Here is a 20,800-nt window from a genome sequence, read left to right as displayed (position 1 = left end):
GTGGAGTTCCTGATCGAGCGGCTACCGCTCTATCTCGAAGGCGCGTGGGTCACCGTCCAGCTGACCGCCGGAGGCATCGCGCTGGCCTTCGTGCTGGCCATGTTCTTCGGCATCCTGGGGACCCGGAGCGGCCGGTTCCCCAGGGCCGTGTCCACGGTCTACGTGGAGGTCTTCCGGGGCATCGCCGCCCTGGTGATCATGTTCTGGATGGCCTACGCGCTGCCCATCGCCACGGGCTTCCAGCTGGAGGGCAGGTTCGCGGCGATCCTCGCCGTCGGCCTCAACCTCGGTGCCTACGGTGCCGAGGTGGTGCGCGGCGCGATCAACGCCGTTCCCAGGGCCCAGGTCGAGGCGACCGTCGCGCTCAACATGTCGTGGTCGCAGAGGATGCGCCTGGTGGTCCTGCCCCAGGCGTGGGCGCAGATGCTGCCGACCTTCGGCAACCTGTCCATCGAGCTGATGAAGGCCACCGCCGTGGTCTACCTCATCGGCGTGGCGGACCTGACCGCCGTCGCCCAGCAGATGCGCCAGGGCACCGGCGAGACCGTGCTCGCGTTCATGGGGGCCCTGGTCCTCTACTACCTCATCGCCCAGGTGATGATCCTCGGCATCCGCCTGCTCGAACGGCGCGCCAACCGCAGGCTGGGCCGCATCCCTTCCGACGGCGGGGGACTGCTGGGCCTGCTCCGGCCGCCGACGCCCGCGGCAGGAGGGGGTAAGTGATGTTCTGGGACTTCCAGTGGACCTGGGAGGTCATGCCCGACCTCCTGCAGGGCCTGAAGGTCACCGTGCAGGCGACCCTCCTGGGCTACCTGATCGCCCTGGTCCTGGGCCTGGGCGTGGCCATGCTCCGGCGTGTGCCGGTCCTGGGCACCCTCGTGCACGCGGTCATGGAGTTCATCCGGACCACCCCGCTGCTGGTCCAGCTGGTCTTCGTGTTCGCCCTGGTGCCCTCCACCGTGACGGCACTGACCGTCGGCATCGTCGTGCTCGGCGTGCACTACTCGGCCTACACCGCCGAGGTGTACCGGTCGGGCATCGAGGGCGTGGCCAAGGGGCAGTGGGAGGCCGCCCGCGCCCTGAGCCTTCCCGCGTACCGCACCTGGGGGGCCGTCGTGCTTCCCCAGGCGATCCGCAAGGTCATTCCGGCGCTGGGCAACTACCTCATCGCGATGTTCAAGGACACCCCGCTGCTGCTGGCGATCACGGTGACCGAGCTGCTCGCCATGGCCCAGCGGGTCGGAAACGACGAATTCCGCATCGTGGAGGCCTACACCGTGGTCGGGTTCCTCTTCCTCCTCGTGAGTATCCCGTCCGCGTTCATCATCCGACGACTGGAGCGACGCTATGCCGCCGTCTGACAACCGGGCCGCCCCCGCGGCGGCGGACACGGACACGCCCGACACCGGTTCGCTGATCGTCTTCGACCAGGTGGTCAAGCGCTTCGGCGACCTCACGGTGCTCGACCACCTCGACTTCTCGGTGGCCCCCGGGGAGAGGGTCACGCTGATCGGGCCGAGCGGTTCGGGCAAGACCACCATCCTGCGCCTGCTCATGACGCTGGAGAAGGTCACCGAGGGCACCATCCTGGTGGGCGGTGAGCCGTTCAGCCACATGCGCCGCGGCGACCGCCTGGTTCCGGCGAGCGAGTCCTACCTGAGGGCCCGCCGCAAGACCATCGGCATGGTGTTCCAGCAGTTCAACCTGTTCCCGAACATGACGGTCCGCAAGAACCTCACCGAGGCCCCCGTGCACGTGCTCGGGCTCGGCAAGGAGGAGGCGAACGCCCGGGCCGAGGAGCTGCTGGACCTGGTCGGCCTCTCCGACAAGATCGACGCGCACCCCACTCAGCTCTCGGGCGGCCAGCAGCAGCGGGTGGCCATCGCCCGGGCGCTGGCGATGCGGCCGGAGATCCTGCTCCTGGACGAGGTCACCTCGGCCCTGGACCCCGAGCTCGTCGCGGGTGTGCTGGACGTCCTGCGCACGGTCGCCGAGACCACCGACATCACCATGCTGTGCGTGACCCACGAGATGGGTTTCGCCCGCGACGTGTCGAACCGGGTGCTCATGTTCGACCAGGGCCGCATCGCCGAGGCGGGCGCTCCGGAGGAGATCTTCGGCGACCCCAAGGAGGAGCGCACCAAGGCCTTCCTCAGGTCCGTCCTGGACAACGGCTACTAGGACCGGTGCCGTTCGGATCACCTCGAACCGCACGGCCGCCGACCGCATCGGCCCCGCCGATGCGCCGAGGGCCTCCGAGGAACACGGCCCAGGACGGCGTACACCGGACCCGCTCCGGTGCTCGGACGGCCGTTCACCAGGGAAATTCCCCTGGTGAACGGCCGTCTTTGCGCTATGCGACATGCCGTGCACGCTAGGTAACTTTTGGTGTCCCCTTGAGCAGAATGGGTGTTCTGAGGCTGGGGGGACTCTTGTGACCATGGTGCGTAGATGGGGCTTTGTTGCATCCGTAGCGACAGCCGTTCTGGTCCTGGGGGTGGCGATGGCCGCCCACCCGTCCTTGCGGAACGAGATCGCGGCGGAATTCGACGTCCTCTTCCTCGTCTCCTGGGCGCCGCCCGTGTTCGGCGGGCTGCTGGCATGGATCCTGGTCAAGGCGCTCGGTTCGCGCGAACAGCTGGACCGGCGGATCGAGGCCGCGATGGAGGGCCACCCTCTCGACCGCGAGCTGGGCTGGCTCGCCCTGTGCCTGCTGGGGTTCCTGGTCTGCCTGGCCGGGCTGACCGAGATCCTGCGCGTGTACGAGACGGCCGTCAACACCGACGTCGCGGTGGCGGCCTCGTTCGCCTCCCGGATGCTGTTCCTGCTGGTGCTCCCGATCCTGGTCATGGACCGCTCGGGGATCACCCTCGACGGGCGGGGCACCTCCATGCCCGGCATCGCCATGGGGGCCTCCGAACCGTGGCGGTGGCTGGGCCTGGTCCCCGTGGCCGCGGCGGTGGGGCTGACCGGGTACGTGCTCGTCCCCCACACCGGACTGCCGGAGCCGTCCTACCTCCTGATCGGCGTCCTTCTGGCGTACGCGGCCGTCTCGGTGTGCGAGGAGGTCTTCTTCCGGAGCATGGTGCAGACCCGTCTGGAGACCCGCATGGGCCGCTGGGGCGGGATCATGGCGACGTCCCTGCTCTTCGCGCTGGTCTACACCCTCCTCACGCCGTTCGACAGGTTCGCCCAGCTGCCCGGCGCGGGCATGGTCCACGACCTCGGCCTCGCGATGCTGACCTACCTGCCGTCGAGTGTGCTCTACGGGTACCTGTGGACGTGCTTTCGCAACGTGTGGGTCAACGTGCTGCTGCGGATCGGGCTGTTCGTCCTCCTCGTGCCGTCCGGCCTGGGAAGCGCGGTCGTCTGACCCTTCTCCGGCAGGACGGGTCGCGGACGGCCCGGCCTCTTCTTCCGTTTTCGCACGTCACTCGGAGAAAACTGACCGAATGTGCGTCTCCAGGGGCAGAAGTTCCCTTCGAACTGGGTACAAGATGGTGCATATAAGCCGCATTGCGGTCATTTTCCCATCATGGATGTGTCACCGTGCGGTCATCGAGGAGGGGGATTCTGGCCACTGTGAGTACGGAAACGGCACCGGCACCAGTACCCGCGGCGACCGGCATCATCGACCTGCCCGCGGACAGGTTCATGGACCGCGAGGAAGGGTGGCTCCGCTTCAACCAGCGTGTGCTCGAACTCGCCGAGGACGAGGACATCCCGCTCCTGGAGCGCACGCGCTTCCTCGCGATCTTCTCCAGCAACCTCGACGAGTTCTTCATGGTGCGGATCGCCGGGCTCAAGCGGCGCGTGGCCACCGGCCTGTCCGTCGCCCTGTCGAGCGGCCACCAGCCCCGTGCCCTGCTCGAGCGCCTCTCCGAGGTCACCCACGAGCTGATGCTCCGGCACGCCGCCTGCTTCGAGAAGAGCGTCACCCCCGCCCTGCGCGAGGCCGGTATCCGGATCGTGCGCTGGAGCGAACTGGAGGGCGACGAGCGCGAGTACCTGCGCGGCTACTTCGGGCGCTCCGTCTATCCGCTGGTGACCCCCTTCGCCGTGGATTCCGCCCACCCCTTCCCTTACGTCTCCGGGCGCTCGCTCAACCTCGCGGTCACCGTTCGCGACCCCCGGGACGGCCGCCGCATGTTCGCCCGGGTCAAGGTACCGAGCTCCCTGCCGCGCTTCTTCGAGCTCACGAGCCACGGCGGCAGCCGCTTCGTACCGGTCGAGGACATCATCGCCGCGCACCTCCCGCAGCTCTTCGAGGGCATGGAGATCGTCGAGCACCACGCCTTCCGCGTCACCCGCAACGCCGACCTCGAGGTCGACGAGGACGAGACCGACGACCTCGTCACCTCCCTGGAGAACGAGCTGCTGCGCCGGCGCTTCGGGCCCCTGGTGCGCCTGGAGGTCGAGCAGGACATCAGCGCCGAGGCCCTGGCGATCCTCACCGAGGAGCTCGGTGCGGAGGAGGAGGAGATCTACCGGGTCCCCGGCCCGCTCAACCTCGCCGGTCTGGCCCAGATCGCCGACCTCGACCGCCCCGAGCTGCACTACCCGCCCATGGTCCCGGTCGAGCCGCGGGCACTCACCTCCGGCGACCTGTTCGCCGCCATCAGGGAGCGGGAGGTGCTGGTCCACCACCCCTACGAGTCGTTCGCCACCACCACGGAGCGGTTCCTGGCCCTGGCCGCCAGCGACCCCGAGGTCGTCGCGATCAAGCAGACCCTGTACCGCACCAGCGGCGACTCGCCCATCGTCGAGTCCCTCATCGAGGCCGCACGCGCGGGCAAGGAGGTCGTGGTCCTCGTCGAGATCAAGGCCCGCTTCGACGAGCAGAACAACATCCAATGGGCGCGCAAGCTCGAACAGGCCGGCTGCCACGTCGTCTACGGCGTCGTCGGGCTCAAGACCCACTGCAAGCTCTCCATGGTCATCCGCCGCGACGACGACGGAACGCTGCGCCGCTACTGCCATGTCGGCACCGGCAACTACAACCCCAGCACCGCCCGCATCTACGAGGACCTCGGCCTGTTCAGCGCCGCGACCGAGGTGGGCGAGGACGTCAGCGGCCTCTTCAACAGCCTGACCGGGTTCTCCCGCAAGAAGCACTACCGCAGGCTCCTCGTCGCTCCCGGCGCCCTGCGCAAGGCGCTGCTCGGGCAGATCGCCGGCGAGATCGACAACGCCCTCAAGGGAGACCCCGCCCACATCCGCATCAAGGTCAACTCACTGGTCGACCAGGAGATCGTCGACGCCCTCTACCGGGCCTCCCAGGCCGGGGTGAAGGTCGACCTGTGGGTCAGGGGCAGCTGCGTCCTGCGCGCCGGCGTGCCGGGGCTGTCGGAGAACATCCGCGTCCGCAGCGTTCTCGGCCGCTTCCTCGAGCACTCGCGCATCTTCGTGTTCGCCAACGGCTGGCGCCCCCAGGTGTGGATCGGCAGCGCGGACCTCATGCCCCGCAACCTGGACCGACGGGTGGAGGCCCTGGTGCGCATCGCCGACGGGGAGCAGTGCCACCGCCTCATCGACCTCATGGACCGGGCGATGTCCGACGACACCTCGACCTGGCGGCTGCAGCCCGACGGGACGTGGGACCGCGTCACCCGCGACGAGGAGGGCCGGCCCCTGACCGACATCCAGGACCACCTGCGCAACAGCAGGCCGGGCCGGGCGGTGGAGGTGTGAGCGGGACCGCCGGTGACGCGCGTCCCGCCGGCGGCGCCCCCTGCCGGGCTGCGGAGCTCGGCGGCTTCCTCGAACCTGTCCGTTCCGGGGGAGCGCTGCTGTGGCGCGAGGGCGCCGAGGGGGTCAAGGTGGTCCTTGTCCGCCGTTCCGGTCGCGGCGACCTCACCCTGCCCAAGGGCAAGCTGAAGGACGGGGAGCACCTGGTCGCCGGCGCGGTCCGCGAGGTCGTGGAGGAGACCGGTCTCACACCGGTGCTGGGCCGCAGGCTGCCGCCGCAGCACTATCTCAAGGACGGCTGGCCCAAACGGGTGGAGTGGTGGGCGGCCACCCCGGCCGGGGGGAGCGGGGAGATCGACCGCCTTCCCGACGAGGAGATCGACCTCGTGGAGTGGGTGCCCGCCGGAAGGGCCCGCACCCGCCTCACCCACGACCACGACGTCGAGGTGCTCGACCACTTCCTGGCCGGCCCCGCCGAGACCTTCCCCGTCGTCGTCCTGCGGCACATGTCGGCGGGGGACAGGCACACGTGGGAGGGCGACGACCTGCTGCGTCCGCTGGACGCGGTCGGGCGGGCCGATGCCCTGGCGCTGCCCCCGCTGCTGGGCGCCTACGGGGAGTTCCGCGTGGTGACGTCGGCGGCGGCGCGCTGCGCGGAGTCGGTGCTGCCCTACACGGTGCGGTCCGGGATGACGGCGCGCACGGAGCGGGCGTTCACCGTCCTGGACGGGCACGGCCCCGACCGGGAGGCGGCCCGCGGGGCTTTCTCACGCCTCCTCGGGGAGGGTCTGCCGACGGTGGTGTGCACGCACGGCGAGCTGGTCCCCGATCTCGTGGAGGAGGCGCTCACCCGCCTGGGGGCGCCGGTCCCCCGGCAGCTGGGCCTGGACAAGGGGGCCTTCTGGGTGCTCCACGTCTCCGTGCCCGGCGGGGAGCTGGTGTCGGCGGAGCGGCACGGGGTCGGCGGCTGAGGTCCCGGCACCCCCGGACCGGCGTCCACCGTTTCGGGAGGAGCGGTGCCATCATGGGCCCATGGCCAGACACAAGGTTTCCCGCATCATCGTGATCGACGCTCCCGCCGCGCGGATCTTCGAGATCCTCACGACCCCCGCCCTGCACCCCGAGTTCGACGGCTCGGGGAGCGTGCGCGGCAGCATGGCGGGCCCCGAACGGCTGGAGCAGGACTCGGAGTTCGGCATGGACATGAAGATGTTCGGCCTGAGATACCGCATGCGCAACCGGGTGGTGGAGTACGAGAAGGACCGCCTCATCGCCTGGCGCCACGTGGGTCCGCACCGCTGGCGCTACGAGCTGGAGGAGCTGCCCAAGGGCGGCACGCGCGTCACCGAGACCTTCGACTACTCGTACGGGTTCCCGGCGTTCTACGTGCTGGGGGGCATGCCGGCGCGCAACGCCCGGGGCATCGAGGAGACCCTGGTGCGGCTCAAGGACCTGGCGGAGGCCCGGCAGGACTGAGCATCCGCCGCAGGCACTATCCACCGGACACGCCCTTCATGCCCTAAAGTTCGGGCAAGGGCCGGTGTTCTCCGCGTCTCCCAGCCGCCCGTGACGCGTACCCGGGCCCCGCACGACTTCGGAGAGTGGGGAGCGCTGGTGGAAACGACGTTGGGTGACGTCTGGCGTGAGGTCCTGTCGACGCAGGAGGAACCCGAGAGGTGGATCGTCCTGGGAGCGGCGGTCCTGGCCCTCGCGGCCGTCCTGTTCACCCCGGTGTGGCGGGTGGCGCGCAACGTCGTCACCATCGCGCACGAGGGCGGCCACGCCCTGGTCGCCCTCCTCAGCGGTCGCCGGCTGACCGGTATCCGGCTGCACTCCGACACCTCCGGGGTCACGGTCTCGCGCGGCCGGCCGACCGGTCCCGGCATGGTCCTGACCGTCTTCGCGGGCTACGTCGCCCCGTCGCTGATCGGCCTGCTCGGCATCGTCATGCTGATGTCGGACCGCATCACCGCGCTCCTGTGGCTGAGCCTGGCGGTGCTCGCCGCCATGCTGCTGATGATCCGCAACATCTACGGCGTGGTGTCGGTGGTGGCCACGGGGGCGGCGGTGTTCCTGGTCAGCTGGTTCACCCCGAGCGAGGTACAGGGGGCCTTCGCCTACCTGTTCATCTGGTTCCTGCTCTTCGCCGGGGTCAGGCCGGTCTTCGAGCTCCAGTCCCAGCGCCGGCGCCGGCCCTCCCCCCAGTCCGACGCGGACCAGCTCGCCAGGCTCACGGGAGTCCCCGGAACGCTCTGGGTGGGCGTCTTCGCGCTGGTGAACCTCGCGGTGACCGCGCTCGGTGTGTGGCTCCTGCTCTTCTGACGGTCGCGGACCCGGGGCGCGTCCTCCGGCCGCGCCCTCCTGCCTGCGCCGGGTCAGCCGGTGTGGGAGGCGTCGAGCGCCTCCGACACGGTGTCGAAGACGGGGATGCGCGTGTCGAGCGCGGTGACCCGCAGGATCTGGGCCACGCGAGGAGGCGGAGCCGCGATCGCCAGCAGGACCTGCTGCTCCTTGGCGGCCTTGTGGGCGCGGATGAGCACGCGCAGGCCGCTGGAGTCGATGAAGCGCAGGTCGGAGAAGTCCAGGACGACGCGCCCCCGCGGCTGCGTGGTGATGGCGTCGGTGGCCGCTTCCTGGAAACGGGCCTCGGTGGCCATGTCGATCTCGCCGTCCACGGCCAGGACGTGCCCGGACTCGTGCAGGGTGGAGGAGATGGTCAGGTCGGGCATGGCGACTCCGGCGTACTCGGGGCGAACCCGATGGGTCGGCGAGGCAGGCCGCGCACCGCGCGGGGAGTGGGCGTTGACCGGCAGGTTCAGTGCGTTACCTCGGTAGCCAAGCTGATGTCTCATCAATGTCCTCGCATGGGGCCCGTCAAGGGCCGGGTGTGACGCCTTTCCCTCTCCGCCTCGCATGCTGCGGGCGCCCTCACAGAAGTGAACGCGCCGACCCCGGCGGGAAGTTCCTGGCTGCTCCGGTGCGGCCGCCGGGGCGGGGACCGGTGCTGCGTCGTGGGAGGCCACTCCCGTGCCCTCCGCAATCTGGGAGAACCCGGCCGCTGCGGCGGGCATTCCCTGCGGGACGACGTGGGATCTGTGGCTGGGCCGTCGGAGCCGGCGTCGAGCCGGATCGTGGATCCTCGGTCAGGGTCGCCCGACCTGGGATCCTAGCACAGGGATGTAGCCGTTTCGTAACGCGAGAGACGCAAGGTCGTGCTCCTGGCGGTTTGCGCCGGGCGTGTCCGATGAGGTAAAGATCACAGGCGTTGGGCGGTCTGGGAGGATGCACGGCCCGGTGCCGTGTCCGTCCCCTCCTGCTGGAGGGTCCACACACAGGCCGACAGCGTCAGCGGGACCGCCACCGTCAGGGCGATCGCCGGGATGGCCACGCCCGAGTCGTTGACCGCGAACCCCACCAGCGCGGTGACCAGGGAACCCGTCAGACCGGCCCGCAGCGCGGGGGCGTACTCGTAGGCCCGCTGCAACGACCCGATGCGCCAGCTCGTCGGCCGGTTGAGGACCGCGAACAGGAACACCAGCGCACACGCCGCCAGCAGGGTCAGCTGCCAGTTGCCCAGGGTTCCCAGCATCGCCCCGAGCTTGCGGGAGAGCACGGTCCCCGCCTCGCCGTCGGCGACCTGGGCCGCGAACGCACCCAGATGGCTGCGCCGGTGCGGCGGGCGCAGGTGGTCCAGCCACGACATCGCGCCGATCGCCGCGACGGCGGCCGCACCCACGAGGACCAGCCGTCCCGGGGTCACCCGCGCTCCCGCGATCATCATCGAGGTGACGGCCAGCCCCGGCACCAGCGCGATCACTCCGCCGAAGTCGGTCCCCAGACCCGGCCATCCGACGATCAGCACCACCGCCGTCCCGACCACCAGGGTGACCACCAGGGCGGTCCGCCGCCGCCCCCGGACGACAAGCTCGTGGGAGACCCCCGCCACCGCCATCAGCATGCCGGTGGCGAAGGTCGCGAACGCGATGTTGCCGATCCCGTAGAACCGGCCGCCCACGATGGGGGAGTACCCCGTCGGTGAATTCATCTGCAGGTTGGCGCCGAAGCACAGATCGGCGAAGAGCACCGCGGTGGTCGCCCCCGCCACCACCGTCATCGGCCCGAGGATGCCGCGCCGCCACGGGCCCGCCACCGCCAGCGCCACCACCGCGGCGTCCGCGGCCAGCACACAGGCCAGCAGCGCGACGCCCGGGGCGGAGGAGGCCCACCACGGTATGAGGTTGGCCAGGTAGCTGGCCACGGGGAAGGCCGCGCTCGCCAGCGCCACGGTCCGCGTCACCGACAGCACCGTGGCGCGCTTGCCCCGGTGGCCCGTCCCGTACCGGTGCAGGGCCAGCGCGGCGACGGCGTAGATGAGGATCTGGAACGCCACGAGACCGCTGAAGAACCCCGGGATGGCCGCGCCCACCACGACCGCGGCGGTGTTGAAGTCCACCAGCCGCGCCACGGCCTCCCCGGTGTCCGCCGGGCGGTGCGCCACGTGCCAGGCCCGGCCGCTGGTCGGCTCGGTCGCCCGCAGCCCCAGCGACGTCAGAACGGTCGGTGTCGTGTCCGTGAGCGCCACCAGGCCGCGGCGCCGGGTCGAGTCGGAGGCCAGATACCCCCCGGGGCCGGTGAAGCCCTCCTCGGTGACCTCCCCCGACAGCGCCGCGGTGAGCCGGGAGGACCCGCTGTCCATGGACACCCCCACCACCATCAGGGACGATCCGGCGGGCAGACGCTCCACCAGCGCACGCAGGCGGCCGTCGATCGAGGTCAGCGCCCTGTCCCGGGCCCAGGCCGGCACGTCGTCCTGTTCGGCCTCCTCCTCGGGCCCGCCGTCCTCGGCCGGCTCCGGGTACAGGCGTGTCAGCCCCGGCAGCTCGACCGCGGCCAGCGACACCTCGGCCAGGAGCTCCGGGGACAGGTCGCCCACACCTTCGACGTAGTGGTCGACCCGTCCCTGTTCGTCGGCCACCCCCAGCGCGGCGCCGTGGCCGACGGCGAGCGTGCTCCCGCCGGCCTCCCGCACCGCCCGGCCCAGGAGGCCCACCGGCGCGGCGAAGGAGGACCGGGCGTTCTGGCGCACATAGGCCTCGAACCCGGGCACCACGGCGCCCGAACCGGTGCGCTCCGGCTCCGGTGCCGGCTCGCAGACGGTGAACTGCTCGCGCACGGACAGGGCCCGCTGCCCCGCCGACACCGACAACCAGCCGTCGGTGGGACAGGTGCGCGAGGTCGCCGTGCGGATCGACACGTTGCCGATCGCGGCGGTATCGGCCATCCGCCACAGCGTGGGCGTGTTCTCCTCGGTGATGTCCTGCCACAGCAGCCCCGGCACACCCACCAACACCACAGGTCCCTGCTGTCGGCCGAAGGCGTCCGGGTCGCGCGCGGACGTGTCGGCACCCTCCTGCGCGGACGCCGGCGCGGAGCACAGGGCCACCGCCAGCAGCAGGGCGCACCAGCGCACCGCACGCCGGATTCCCCCGGACACGGCTGAGGCGGACCGTCGTGGCATGGCGTAGGACCTTCCGTCGAGCGCTCGGCCGGTGGCCGGACCCCTCCGGTCGTCCCGGAGGCCCGGACGGCCGCTCGCGAAGGTCCCGGGATGCCGGGGCATCCGAAATACGGCCTGGTCGATCACCCTAGCGACGCGCGGTGCGAAGCCGGGGGAATCGGCGCCCCCCAGCGTGCCGTCAGCGCAGGCCCCACTCCCGGAGGACGTCCTCTGCGCCCGGACGGGGGAGTCCGCGGGTGACACCGCCCGGAGTGCGGCCGAAGCGCGGGGCCGGCCCCGGCACGACCCGGCCGCCCTCGCGCACCAGCGAGCCGCGGGCGCGCATGTGCGGGTGGTCGGGCGCCTCGTCGGGCGACAGCACCGGCGTCACACAGGCGTCGACCCCGTCGAAGACCTCCGCCCACGCGTCCCGGGTACGGGTGCGCAGGACCTCGGCGAACCGCTCGCGCAGCCGCGGCCACCCCTCCCGGTCCCACTGGTCGGGCAGGTCCTCCTCGGACAGCCCCGTCCCTTCCAGGAAGGCCGCGTAGAACTGGGGCTCGATGCATCCCACCGACACGTGCCGGCCGTCGGCGCACTCGTACACGTCGTACCAGGGAGCGCCCGTGTCCAGGTAGTTCGCGCCCCGCTCGTCGGACCAGAAGCCCCGCGCGCGGTCCTCGTGCAGCATCGACATCAGCAGCGCGCTGCCGTCGACCATCGCCGCGTCGACGACCTGGCCGCGCCCCGAGGCCTGCCGCTCCACGAGTGCGGCGAGGATCCCCGTGACCGCGAACATCGTGCCCCCGGCGAAGTCGCCGAGCAGGTTGACCGGGGGAACCGGTGGGCCGTCCGCACGCCCGACGACATGCAGGGCGCCGTTGACGGAGATGTAGTTCACGTCGTGCCCGGCGGTGTGCGCCAGCGGACCGTCCTGCCCCCAGCCGGTCACACGGGCGTACACCAGGCGCGGATTGAGCTCCAGGCACTCCTGGGGCCCCAATCCCAACCGTTCCATGACACCGGGCCGGAAACCCTCCAGCAGCACGTCGGCCCGCCCCACCAGCTCCAGGGCGCTCCTCCTGCCCTCCTCGGACTTCAGATCGGCGCCCAGCACGGCCCGGCCCTCGCTCAGGTGGGGCCCGGCCGCTCCGGTGCCCACCGCCTCGGCGGCCTGCGGCCGGTCGATCCGCACCACGCTCGCCCCCAGGTCGGCCAGGAGCATCGCGGCCATCGGAACCGGACCGATCCCGGTGAACTCGACGACGCGGATTCCGTTGAGGGGTCCCATGGGCACGACCTCCAGAGGGGGACTGGCCGGAGCGGTCCGGTCCATTGTGCGGTCCCGCTCCCTCCCGGGGCCATACCGCATCCCGCCGCGGCGGATCGGGCCGGACGGAGCTGGCACTATGTGGGGGTGACACAGACACCCGCATCCGACGACCGCTCCCGCCTGCTCACGCCCGCCGACGTGCGGGCACTCGCCGAGCGGTTCGGGATCCGGCCCACCAAGACCCTGGGCCAGAACTTCGTCATCGACCACGGCACCGTGCGCCGCATCGTCCGGGTCGCAGGCGTCACCGAGGACGACGTCGTGGTCGAGGTCGGACCGGGCCTGGGCTCGCTCACCCTGGCCCTGCTTCCGCACGTGCGGCAGGTCACCGCGGTCGAGATCGACCCGGCCCTGGCGGAGGCGCTGCCCGGGACCGTCGCCGCCCACGCGCCCGAGCTCGCCGACCGGCTCACCGTCGTGCACGGGGACGCGATGCGCGTCTCCGAGGTGCCGGGCCCCGAGCCCACCGCCCTGGTGGCCAACCTTCCCTACAACGTGTCCGTCCCGGTCCTGCTCCACATGCTCGAACTGCTGCCGAGCCTGCGCCGGGTCCTGGTCATGGTCCAGGCGGAGGTCGCCGACCGCATCACCGCCACCCCCGGCGGGCGGATCTACGGCGTGCCCTCGGCCAAGATCGCCTGGTACGCGCAGGCCCGCCGGGCGGGTGCCGTCGGCCGCAACGTCTTCTGGCCCGCACCCAACGTCGACTCGGGCCTGGTCGAGCTCGTCCGCCGTCCCCGGCCCGACACGAAGGCCTCCCGCGAGGAGGTCTTCCGGGTCGTCGACGCCGCCTTCGCCCAGCGCCGCAAGACCCTGCGCGCCGCGCTGGCGGGATGGGCGGGCTCCGCCCCCGCCGCCGAGGCTGCCCTGCGGGCCGCGGGAATCGATCCGTCGGCCCGCGGCGAGTCCCTGACCGTCGAGCAGTTCGCCGCCATCGCGGAGCAGGGTCCCTGATCCTCCCGCCGGCCCGTGGCCGCGGTTCCCTCCGGCCGCCGCCCACCGACCTCGGAGGGCCCGCCCGTCACTGCTCGGGGAAGCGGGCCGTCCTCTCCCCGGGGCGCCGGGGCCGCCGGCTCAGCGCCCGGCCGACCAGCCCCGCGGTCACGGCCGCGGCCAGGACGGGCAGCACCCACAGCACGTTGAACTCCCAGTCGCCCGTCCCCCGCATGACGAAGGCGAACGCCAGCCCGAGAAACAGCAGACCCGCGACCAGGGACCCCCAGTCGGCTCTACGCTTCGCCATGCCGCACCTCCACAACTCCGACCGCCGAGACGGTACTCACCCTGACCACCGGGGGGTCGTCCGACTTCCCGGCCCCGCCCTCCACCGCTCCCAGGTTCTCCTCGACGAGAAGCCCGAAGCCGGTCTCGGCCACGGTCCTCTCCGGCGAACCCACGTACACCGCACCCGCTCCCACACGTGAGCTCAGCTCCACCCGGGCGTCCCCCGGCAGGAGCAGCTCCGTACGGCCGGTGTCCACCCGCAGCGACACGTCCACCTCCTCTCCCGGGCCCAGGTCCTCCATACCCGTCAGGTCCAGGACCGCCGTCCCCCCGTGCAGCCGGTGGTCCCCCGCCTCGGCCTCGGCCACCGTCCCCGGCCGCCACACCTCCTGCCCGAGGCGTGCCTGGGTCAGGTCGGTCACCGACACCAGCATCAGCAGTGCCGTCAGCACCGTCCCGATGAGGAACAGCCCGCGGGTGCTGCCCGCCCACGTCCCGACCACGGCGAAGACGCCGACGACCGCCAGCGCGCCCGAGAGGAAGAACACCCCCGTCCCGGGCCCCAGCAGGAGCTGGACCGTCTGCGTGCTCCACACCGACGACCAGCCGAGAACGGCCGCGGAGGACAGCACCCCCGCGACCACGAGCACCCACAGCGCGAGCGAGCCGAGCGGGGCCCCGCGGCCCCGGCACCTCTCCGGCCCGGGCTGCCCCGCCGGCTCGTCCTCCTCCGCCTCGACGTCGGCGACGCGCTCGGCCACCGCGGCCAGGTCCACCGGGCCGGGCTGCGCCGAGGCCCACGGCTGGGCCGGGTTGTAGTAGGCGGGCTTCGGTCCCGGGGCGGGCGTCTGCGGCGGCGGCTCCTCCGAGGCCAGGTCGTCGCGCAGCTCGGCGAACGCCGCCCGCAGGTCCACGCCCCGGTTGCGCGCCGCCAGCACCCCCACAACCAGGGGCACCGCCAGCACCAGGGTCGACCAGCCGAAACCGCCGACCAGGCTGAACGCCGTCGCCACGGCGAGACCCACCCCGAGCAGCTTCGGCACCGCACGGGACGGGATGCTCCGGTTCAGCATCTGCTCGACGGTCGCCGGACCGCCCTGCGCGTCGCGCATGGTCATCCACGCACCGACGTACAGGATCACCCCCGCGGCCCCGCCGAACGCGGTCAGCACGAACCCCGTCCGCCACACCACCGGGTCGATCCCCGTGTAGCGGCCCAGGCCCGCGCACACACCCGCGAGAACGCGGTCGTCGTCCCCCTTGCGGAGCACCGGATCCGGTGACACCGTCTCCGCGGCGACCCCCGAGCCGTCCGGACCCGGACGGGCGAAAGCGGGTTCCTCGCTCATGGTCACTCACCGCACCCTTCTTCCCCACCCATGGTCATCCGCGCGCCCGCGAATGGGAATCGGGGACGACCCTGAAGACACCCTGACCGGGACCAGGGCGCGACCAGGGGCACGCCCCCGATGCCGACCCGACCCCCACCGGGCATTCTGGAGGTACACGGAAACGGAAGCGGTGATCGGACGATGTCGGCAACAGCCGCGGACAACCCGCAGCTCACCCGGGCCGCCGACGGCAGGCTCCTGGGCGGTGTGGCCGCCGGCCTGGCCCGGCACCTGGGAATCGACCCCGTCGTGATCCGCCTCGCCCTCATGGCCCTGAGCGTCGGCGGCATCGGTGTCGCGGTCTACGTCGCCCTGTACTTCTTCGTGCCCGCGGAGAAACCCGAGGAGGGGACCGGGGCCGAACCCGGCGCGGACAGCCGCCGCAAGGGCCGCGACATCTCCCAGCTCATCGCCTACGTCGGCCTCGCCGCGGGGCTGGGATTCCTGTTCCTGCTCTTCGGCGGCGTCTTCGACCCGCTGCTGTGGTTCGTCGTCTTCGGCACGCTCGGCGGCGTCATCCTGTGGCAGCAGGCCAACCCCGGCCGGCGCGGACAGTGGATGTCGAGCACCGTCGCCAACGGCACCGGCAGGTTCCTCATGCGCACCGGGACGGGCGTTCTGCTCGTCGTCGTCGGCGTCATCGGCTTCCTCGCCTTCCAGGAGCAGCTCCAGAACGCCCGCGCCGGACTCACCTTCGCGTTCACCCTCATCGCCGGGATCGGGCTCATCGTCGCCCCCTGGATCATCGGACTGGTCCGCGAGCGCGACCAGGAGCGCCGCGAGCGCATCCGCAACGCCGAACGCGCCGAACTCGCCGCGCACATCCACGACTCCGTCCTGCACACCCTCACCCTGATCCAGCGCCGCGCCGACGACCCCCGCGAGGTCCAGCGCCTGGCCCGAGTCCAGGAGCGCGCGCTGCGCAGCTGGCTCTACCAGCGGCCCGCCGACGCCGAGACCACCGTCTCCCCGGCCCTGGAGCGCGTGGCCGCCGAGGTGGAGGAGGAGCACGGCGTGCCCATCGAGGTGGTGTGTGTCGGGGACTGCCCCATGGACGAGGCCCTGGCCGCGATGCTGCGGGCCGCCCGCGAGGCCATGGTCAACGCCTCCAAGTACGCCGGCACCGACAGCATCTCCGTGTTCGGGGAGGTCGAGCAGGAGGAGGTCCTGGTGTTCGTCCGCGACCGCGGGGAGGGGTTCGACCTCGATGCCGTCCCCGAGGACCGCATGGGCGTACGCGGGTCCATCCTCGGCCGGATGGACCGCCACGGCGGCTCCGCGCGCATCCGCACCGCGCCGGGCGAGGGCACCGAGGTGCAGCTGTGCATGCCGCGGATCCCCGATCTCCGGAACGGGAGGGAGCATGGGTAGAGTCCAGGATGTGGAAGAGCAGAGCACGACCTTCAGCGACGGCGCGATCCCCCGCGTCGTGATCGTGGACGACCACCGGTTGTTCCGCAGCGGTGTGCGAGGGGAGCTCGGCGACGCCGTCGAGGTCGTCGGCGAGGCCGGCGACGTCGACTCCGCCGTGCACGTCATCGGGCAGACCCAGCCCGACCTCGTCCTCCTGGACGTCCACCTGCCCGGCGGCGGAGGGGTCGAGGTGCTGCGCCGGGTCCTGGCACAGCACCCCCGGATCCGCTTCCTGGCCCTCTCGGTCTCCGACGCCGCCGAGGACGTCATCGGCGTGGTCCGCGGTGGCGCCCGCGGCTACGTCACCAAGACCATCTCCGGAAAGGAACTGGCCGACGCCATCGTGCGTGTGGCCGACGGAGACGCGGTGTTCTCCCCGCGCCTGGCCGGGTTCGTGCTGGACGCCTTCTCCGCGACCGACGCGCCGCCGGTGGACCCCGAGCTGGACCGCCTCACCCAGCGCGAGCGCGAGGTGCTCCGGCACATCGCCCGGGGGTACGCCTACAAGGAGGTCGCCAAGGAGCTGTTCATCTCCGTCAAGACCGTGGAGACCCACGTGTCCTCGGTGCTGCGCAAGCTCCAGCTCTCCAACCGGCACGAACTCAGCAGGTGGGCGACCGCGCGCCGCCTCGTCTGAGAAGCGGTCCGGTGCCCGCCGCGGCGGACACCGGAACCGGTCAGCGCAGTAACCGGTCAGCGCAGCGCGTCGAGCATGCGGGTGAGGAACTCCTCCTCGGCTACGCCCGTGACCACCCGCACCGGACGGCGTTCGTCCTGCCCGGGGCGCGGCCGCAGGTCGGCCACGGTCATGCCGCGGGTGAGCCCGCCGGACAGCTCCACGCGCACCGGGGCGTCGAAGGACGCGGTGACCAGGTGCGCGTCCAGCAGCACCGCGGCGGCCAGCGGGTCGTGCATCGCGCACTGGCGCGAGCCGAAGATGCCCGTGTAGAAGTCGGCGTAGAAGTCCAGGAACTGCGAGGTGCGCCGCGCGCGCTCGCCCGGAACGGTCTTCAGCTCGTCCAGCCACGCCGTGGTCGCCACCGTCCGCATGGTGATGTCCAGCGCCACCAGGTCCAGGTCGAACCCGGCCCCCAGCACGGCCTCCGCGGCCTCGGGGTCGTTGGCGATGTTGGCCTCGGCGTGTGAGGACACGTTGCCCGGCACCTGCACCGCACCGCCCATCACCACCAGTTTGCGCACCAGACTCGGCAGGTTCGGCTCCAGTCCCAGCGCGATCGCCAGGTTGGTCAGCGGGCCCACCGCGAGGACGTCCAGCTCACCCGGGCTCTGCCGGGCCAGGCGCACCAGCAGCTCGGCCGCCGACTCCGCCACCGGCTCACGCGACGGCGCGGGCAGCTCCACGCCGCCCAGCCCGTTGCCGCCGTGGACGTGCGGGGCGAGCCGGGGCGGCTGCACCAGCGGCCGCGCGGCACCCACCGCGACGGGTACGTCCGGCCTGCCGTACAGCTCCAGCAGCCGCAGGGCGTTGTCGGCCGTGGCGTCGACGCCGCTGTTGCCGAACACGGCTCCCACGCCGGCGATCTCCACGTCGGGCCGGGCGGCGAGGTAGGCGAGTGCGACGGCGTCGTCGATCCCCGGGTCGCAGTCGACGAACACACGCATGGTCAAGGAAACTCCCCCGAGAACGGTGAATGGCCTCCTCATGGGAGGACCGGGACCAAGACAGACTAAACCGATGGTGAGAGGGGTCGGAGCGGTGCTCGGGGGCACTTCGTCACCGGGCGGCCGTAACCTGGGGTGCGTGTCCTCCCATGAGCAGCTTCTCGAAGGTCTGAACGGTCCCCAGCGCGACGCCGTCACCCACAGCGGCGGTCCGCTCCTCATCGTGGCGGGAGCGGGGTCCGGCAAGACCCGTGTCCTCACCCACCGCATGGCCCACCTCATGGCGGCCCGCGGCGTACGCCCCGGCGAGATCCTGGCGATCACGTTCACCAACAAGGCCGCGGCCGAGATGCGCGAGCGCATCCAGAACCTGCTGGGCACGCGCGCCGCCCACAGCATGTGGACCATGACCTTCCACTCCGCGTGCGTGCGCATCCTGCGCCGGGAGGTCCACCGGCTCGGCTACCCGAGCAGCTTCACCATCTACGACTCCGCCGACTCCGCGCGCCTGATGCAGTTGGTGTGCAAGGAGATGGACCTGGACCCCAAGCGGTACCCGCCCAAGTCGTTCTCCGCCCAGGTGTCCCACCTCAAGAACGAGCTGGTGGACTACGACACGTTCGCGGGGCAAGCGCAGAACGACCAGGAGAAGAAGCTCGCCGAGGCCTACAAGCTGTACCAGCGGCGCCTGCACGAGGCCGGCGCCATGGACTTCGACGACCTGATCATGGTCACGGTCAACCTGCTCCAGATGTTCCCCGACGTCGCAGAGCACTACCGGCGCCGGTTCCGGCACGTCATGGTCGACGAGTACCAGGACACCAACCACGCCCAGTACGTGTTCGTCCGCGAACTGGTGGGGGTGAACGAGGACCCCGCCTCGGCGGTGGTCCCGCCCTCGGAGCTGTGCGTGGTCGGTGACGCCGACCAGTCCATCTACGCGTTCCGCGGCGCGACCATCCGCAACATCCTGGAGTTCGAGCGCGACTTCCCGAACGCGCGCACCATCCTGCTGGAGCAGAACTACCGCTCCACGCAGACCATCCTCTCGGCGGCCAACGCCGTCATCGAGCGCAACGAGGGCCGGCCCGACAAGAACCTGTGGTCGGAGCAGGGCCAGGGAGCGCCGATCATCGGCTACGTCGCCGACAACGAGCACGACGAGGCGGCCTTCGTCGTCGGGGAGATCGACAAGCTGACCGACGACGGCGCGGTCACACCCGGGCAGGTGGCGGTGTTCTACCGGACCAACGCCCAGTCCCGCGTCTTCGAGGACGTGTTCGTCCGCACGGGGCTGCCGTACCGGATCGTCGGCGGTGTGCGCTTCTACGAGCGCAAGGAGATCCGCGACATCCTCGCCTATCTGCGTGTCCTGGCCAACCCCGAGGACACGGTCAGCCTGCGGCGGATCCTCAACGTCCCCAAGCGCGGCATCGGCGCCCGCGCGGAGGAGTCGCTGGAGCTGTTCGCCGCCCGCGAGCGCATCTCGTTCGCCGAGGCCCTGCGCCGTGTCGATGAGGTCCCGGGCATGGCCGCCCGCTCGGTCAAGGCGGTGCAGAACTTCACCGCCCTTCTCGAGGAGCTCGCGGCCCTGGTCCCCGAGGGGAGCCCGTCGGAGATCGTCGAGGGTGTCCTGGCCAAGACGGGTTACCTGTCGGAGCTGACCGAGTCCAAGGACATCCAGGACGAGAGCCGGGTGGAGAACCTGGAGGAGTTCGTCGACGTCGCGCGCGAGTTCGAGAACGGCTTCTCCGCGCTGCTGGAGGACGAGGCCCTCCTCGAGGAGGGGGAGGCCCCGGCGGAGGCCGATCCCACCCTGGTCGACTTCCTGGAGCGGGTCTCCCTGGTTGCCGACACCGACCAGCTTCCCGACGCCGACGCCGAGGGCGGGGTGGTCACTCTGATGACCTTGCACTCGGCCAAGGGGCTGGAGTTCCCGGTGGTCTTCCTGACCGGTATGGAGGACGGGGTGTTCCCCCACATGCGGACCCTGGGGGACAAGACCCAGCTGGAGGAGGAGCGCCGACTCGCCTACGTGGGGCTGACCCGCGCCGAACGGCTGCTGTACGTCAGCCGCGCCGCGGTGCGCAGCGCGTGGGGGAGCCCGTCGTACAACCCGGCGTCGCGCTTCCTGGACGAGATCCCGTCGAACCTGCTCGACTGGCGCCGCTCGGAGTCGGTGCTGTCGGCCCCGCCCAGCCGCACCATCGGCCGCGGCGGGAGCGCGCGCGGCGGCTTCGGCGGTGAGGGCTTCGGCTCGACCTTCGGCGGTGCGAGGACGCGGCCGGCCCGGAAGAAGGAGGCGCCGACGCTGAGCGTGGGGGACCTGGTCAACCACGACTCCTTCGGTATGGGGCGCGTGCAGCTGGTCGAGGGCGGCGGCGACAAGACCAAGGCCCGCATCGACTTCGGCGCGGACATCGGGGAGAAGGACTTCCTGGTGAAGTACGCGCCCATCGAGAAGCTCTAGGAACGCCACACCCAAGGTTCGGCAAACGTGTCCCGAGCACTCCGGTACCGGGGTAGAGTTGGTGACGACCGAGCGAGACGAACGCGTGTCAGCGGGCGTGCCGGTCCATCTCTTCCCCGGTTTGGCCGGTCCGAGCAGTGGCTCGGACAGGATAAACTCGG

18 protein-coding genes are annotated in these 20,800 nt (G+C 71.4%); 12 read left to right on the top strand and 6 right to left on the bottom strand.

The genetic code is table 11. From position 1 onward, the window contains the following. The 8 genes from ehuC (at nt 1) to FHS13_RS20465 (ending at nt 8,010) form a co-directional block, all read left to right on the top strand. Nucleotides 1-723, top strand: coding sequence for an ectoine/hydroxyectoine ABC transporter permease subunit EhuC (ehuC, locus tag FHS13_RS20500; RefSeq protein ID WP_184293596.1), 723 nt, complete (start codon nt 1-3; stop codon nt 721-723). Beyond that, on the top strand, nt 723-1,361 hold the full coding sequence (gene ehuD, locus FHS13_RS20495; protein ID WP_184293595.1) for an ectoine/hydroxyectoine ABC transporter permease subunit EhuD: 639 nt from the start codon (nt 723-725) through the stop codon (nt 1,359-1,361). The genes ehuC and ehuD overlap by 1 nt, the downstream gene beginning before the upstream one ends. Then, complete coding sequence (ehuA, locus tag FHS13_RS20490) at nt 1,348-2,181, top strand: ectoine/hydroxyectoine ABC transporter ATP-binding protein EhuA (protein ID WP_184293594.1); 834 nt, start codon at nt 1,348-1,350, stop codon at nt 2,179-2,181. Before ehuD ends, ehuA begins: the two co-directional genes overlap by 14 nt. Nucleotides 2,182-2,440: 259 nt before the next feature. After that, on the top strand, nt 2,441-3,373 hold the full coding sequence (locus FHS13_RS20485) for a CPBP family intramembrane glutamic endopeptidase (RefSeq protein WP_184293593.1): 933 nt from the start codon (nt 2,441-2,443) through the stop codon (nt 3,371-3,373). A 281-nt stretch (nt 3,374-3,654) separates the two neighbouring features. Then, entirely contained in the window at nt 3,655-5,691 is a 2,037-nt protein-coding gene (locus FHS13_RS20480) for an RNA degradosome polyphosphate kinase (RefSeq protein WP_246405580.1), read from the top strand. Then, nucleotides 5,688-6,659 carry an NUDIX domain-containing protein gene (locus tag FHS13_RS20475; RefSeq protein ID WP_184293591.1) on the top strand — a complete coding sequence of 324 codons (972 nt, stop codon included), beginning with the start codon at nt 5,688-5,690 and terminating at the stop codon, nt 6,657-6,659. The genes FHS13_RS20480 and FHS13_RS20475 overlap by 4 nt, the downstream gene beginning before the upstream one ends. A 61-nt stretch (nt 6,660-6,720) precedes the next feature. Then, the gene (locus FHS13_RS20470) at nt 6,721-7,164 is read left to right on the top strand and encodes an SRPBCC family protein (protein WP_184293590.1); all 444 of its coding nucleotides are present in this window, start codon (nt 6,721-6,723) and stop codon (nt 7,162-7,164) included. Between the two features lie 150 nt (nt 7,165-7,314). Then, nucleotides 7,315-8,010 carry a M50 family metallopeptidase gene (locus tag FHS13_RS20465; protein ID WP_184293612.1) on the top strand — a complete coding sequence of 232 codons (696 nt, stop codon included), beginning with the start codon at nt 7,315-7,317 and terminating at the stop codon, nt 8,008-8,010. 53 nt (nt 8,011-8,063) lie between these two features. On the opposite strand, the gene FHS13_RS20460 is transcribed toward FHS13_RS20465, so the two are convergent. The 3 genes from FHS13_RS20460 to FHS13_RS20450 all read right to left on the bottom strand — a co-directional run bounded on the left by FHS13_RS20460 (nt 8,064) and on the right by FHS13_RS20450 (nt 12,476). Continuing rightward, complete coding sequence (locus FHS13_RS20460) at nt 8,064-8,417, bottom strand: STAS domain-containing protein (RefSeq protein WP_184293611.1); 354 nt, start codon at nt 8,415-8,417, stop codon at nt 8,064-8,066. Nucleotides 8,418-8,944: 527 nt separating this feature from the next. Continuing rightward, nucleotides 8,945-11,206: a hypothetical protein gene (locus FHS13_RS20455; protein WP_246405575.1), complete on the bottom strand. Its 2,262-nt coding sequence runs from the start codon at nt 11,204-11,206 to the stop codon at nt 8,945-8,947. Nucleotides 11,207-11,384: 178 nt separating this feature from the next. Continuing rightward, entirely contained in the window at nt 11,385-12,476 is a 1,092-nt protein-coding gene (locus tag FHS13_RS20450) for a CaiB/BaiF CoA transferase family protein (protein WP_184293589.1), read from the bottom strand. 120 nt (nt 12,477-12,596) lie between these two features. Between FHS13_RS20450 and rsmA the strand changes: the two genes are divergently transcribed. After that, entirely contained in the window at nt 12,597-13,472 is an 876-nt protein-coding gene (gene rsmA / locus FHS13_RS20445; protein ID WP_184293588.1) for a 16S rRNA (adenine(1518)-N(6)/adenine(1519)-N(6))-dimethyltransferase RsmA, read from the top strand. 67 nt (nt 13,473-13,539) lie between these two features. On the opposite strand, the gene FHS13_RS20440 is transcribed toward rsmA, so the two are convergent. Both FHS13_RS20440 and FHS13_RS20435 read right to left on the bottom strand, forming a co-directional pair. After that, on the bottom strand, nt 13,540-13,761 hold the full coding sequence (locus FHS13_RS20440; protein ID WP_184293587.1) for a hypothetical protein: 222 nt from the start codon (nt 13,759-13,761) through the stop codon (nt 13,540-13,542). Continuing rightward, nucleotides 13,748-15,091, bottom strand: coding sequence for a PspC domain-containing protein (locus FHS13_RS20435; RefSeq protein WP_184293586.1), 1,344 nt, complete (start codon nt 15,089-15,091; stop codon nt 13,748-13,750). Before FHS13_RS20435 ends, FHS13_RS20440 begins: the two co-directional genes overlap by 14 nt. Nucleotides 15,092-15,274: 183 nt before the next feature. Between FHS13_RS20435 and FHS13_RS20430 the strand changes: the two genes are divergently transcribed. Together FHS13_RS20430 and FHS13_RS20425 are read left to right on the top strand one after the other, a co-directional pair. Beyond that, nucleotides 15,275-16,504, top strand: a complete 1,230-nt coding sequence (locus FHS13_RS20430; RefSeq protein ID WP_184293585.1) for an ATP-binding protein — start codon at nt 15,275-15,277, stop codon at nt 16,502-16,504. Next, nucleotides 16,497-17,183 (top strand): response regulator, encoded by a 687-nt coding sequence (locus FHS13_RS20425; protein ID WP_221443275.1) that lies wholly within the window; start codon nt 16,497-16,499, stop codon nt 17,181-17,183. The genes FHS13_RS20430 and FHS13_RS20425 overlap by 8 nt, the downstream gene beginning before the upstream one ends. 56 nt (nt 17,184-17,239) lie before the next feature. Here FHS13_RS20425 and FHS13_RS20420 read toward each other — a convergent pair whose 3' ends face one another. After that, nucleotides 17,240-18,169 (bottom strand): nucleoside hydrolase, encoded by a 930-nt coding sequence (locus tag FHS13_RS20420; RefSeq protein WP_184293609.1) that lies wholly within the window; start codon nt 18,167-18,169, stop codon nt 17,240-17,242. Nucleotides 18,170-18,308: 139 nt separating this feature from the next. On the opposite strand from FHS13_RS20420, the gene pcrA reads away from it, so the two are divergent. After that, nucleotides 18,309-20,639: a DNA helicase PcrA gene (gene pcrA / locus FHS13_RS20415; protein ID WP_184293583.1), complete on the top strand. Its 2,331-nt coding sequence runs from the start codon at nt 18,309-18,311 to the stop codon at nt 20,637-20,639. Nucleotides 20,640-20,800: the final 161 nt, after the last annotated feature.

It is taken from the genome of Nocardiopsis algeriensis (assembly GCF_014203695.1).
Classification (GTDB): Bacteria; Actinomycetota; Actinomycetes; order Streptosporangiales; family Streptosporangiaceae; genus Nocardiopsis; species Nocardiopsis algeriensis.
This window is presented reverse-complemented; position numbering and strand designations above follow the sequence as displayed.

Excerpts from the sequence above, each read along its gene's own strand:
- FHS13_RS20470 (WP_184293590.1), top strand. The coding sequence starts at position 6,721 with ATGGCCAGACACAAGGTTTCCCGCATCATCGTGATCGACGCTCCCGCC.
- FHS13_RS20480 (WP_246405580.1), top strand. The coding sequence starts at position 3,655 with ATGGACCGCGAGGAAGGGTGGCTCCGCTTCAACCAGCGTGTGCTCGAA.
- FHS13_RS20460 (WP_184293611.1), bottom strand. The coding sequence starts at position 8,417 with ATGCCCGACCTGACCATCTCCTCCACCCTGCACGAGTCCGGGCACGTC.
- FHS13_RS20430 (WP_184293585.1), top strand. The coding sequence starts at position 15,275 with ATGTCGGCAACAGCCGCGGACAACCCGCAGCTCACCCGGGCCGCCGAC.
- FHS13_RS20435 (WP_184293586.1), bottom strand. The coding sequence starts at position 15,091 with ATGAGCGAGGAACCCGCTTTCGCCCGTCCGGGTCCGGACGGCTCGGGG.
- FHS13_RS20440 (WP_184293587.1), bottom strand. The coding sequence starts at position 13,761 with ATGGCGAAGCGTAGAGCCGACTGGGGGTCCCTGGTCGCGGGTCTGCTG.
- FHS13_RS20485 (WP_184293593.1), top strand. The coding sequence starts at position 2,441 with ATGGTGCGTAGATGGGGCTTTGTTGCATCCGTAGCGACAGCCGTTCTG.
- FHS13_RS20420 (WP_184293609.1), bottom strand. The coding sequence starts at position 18,169 with ATGCGTGTGTTCGTCGACTGCGACCCGGGGATCGACGACGCCGTCGCA.
- ehuD (WP_184293595.1), top strand. The coding sequence starts at position 723 with ATGTTCTGGGACTTCCAGTGGACCTGGGAGGTCATGCCCGACCTCCTG.
- ehuA (WP_184293594.1), top strand. The coding sequence starts at position 1,348 with ATGCCGCCGTCTGACAACCGGGCCGCCCCCGCGGCGGCGGACACGGAC.
- FHS13_RS20455 (WP_246405575.1), bottom strand. The coding sequence starts at position 11,206 with ATGCCACGACGGTCCGCCTCAGCCGTGTCCGGGGGAATCCGGCGTGCG.
- FHS13_RS20450 (WP_184293589.1), bottom strand. The coding sequence starts at position 12,476 with ATGGGACCCCTCAACGGAATCCGCGTCGTCGAGTTCACCGGGATCGGT.
- FHS13_RS20425 (WP_221443275.1), top strand. The coding sequence starts at position 16,497 with ATGGGTAGAGTCCAGGATGTGGAAGAGCAGAGCACGACCTTCAGCGAC.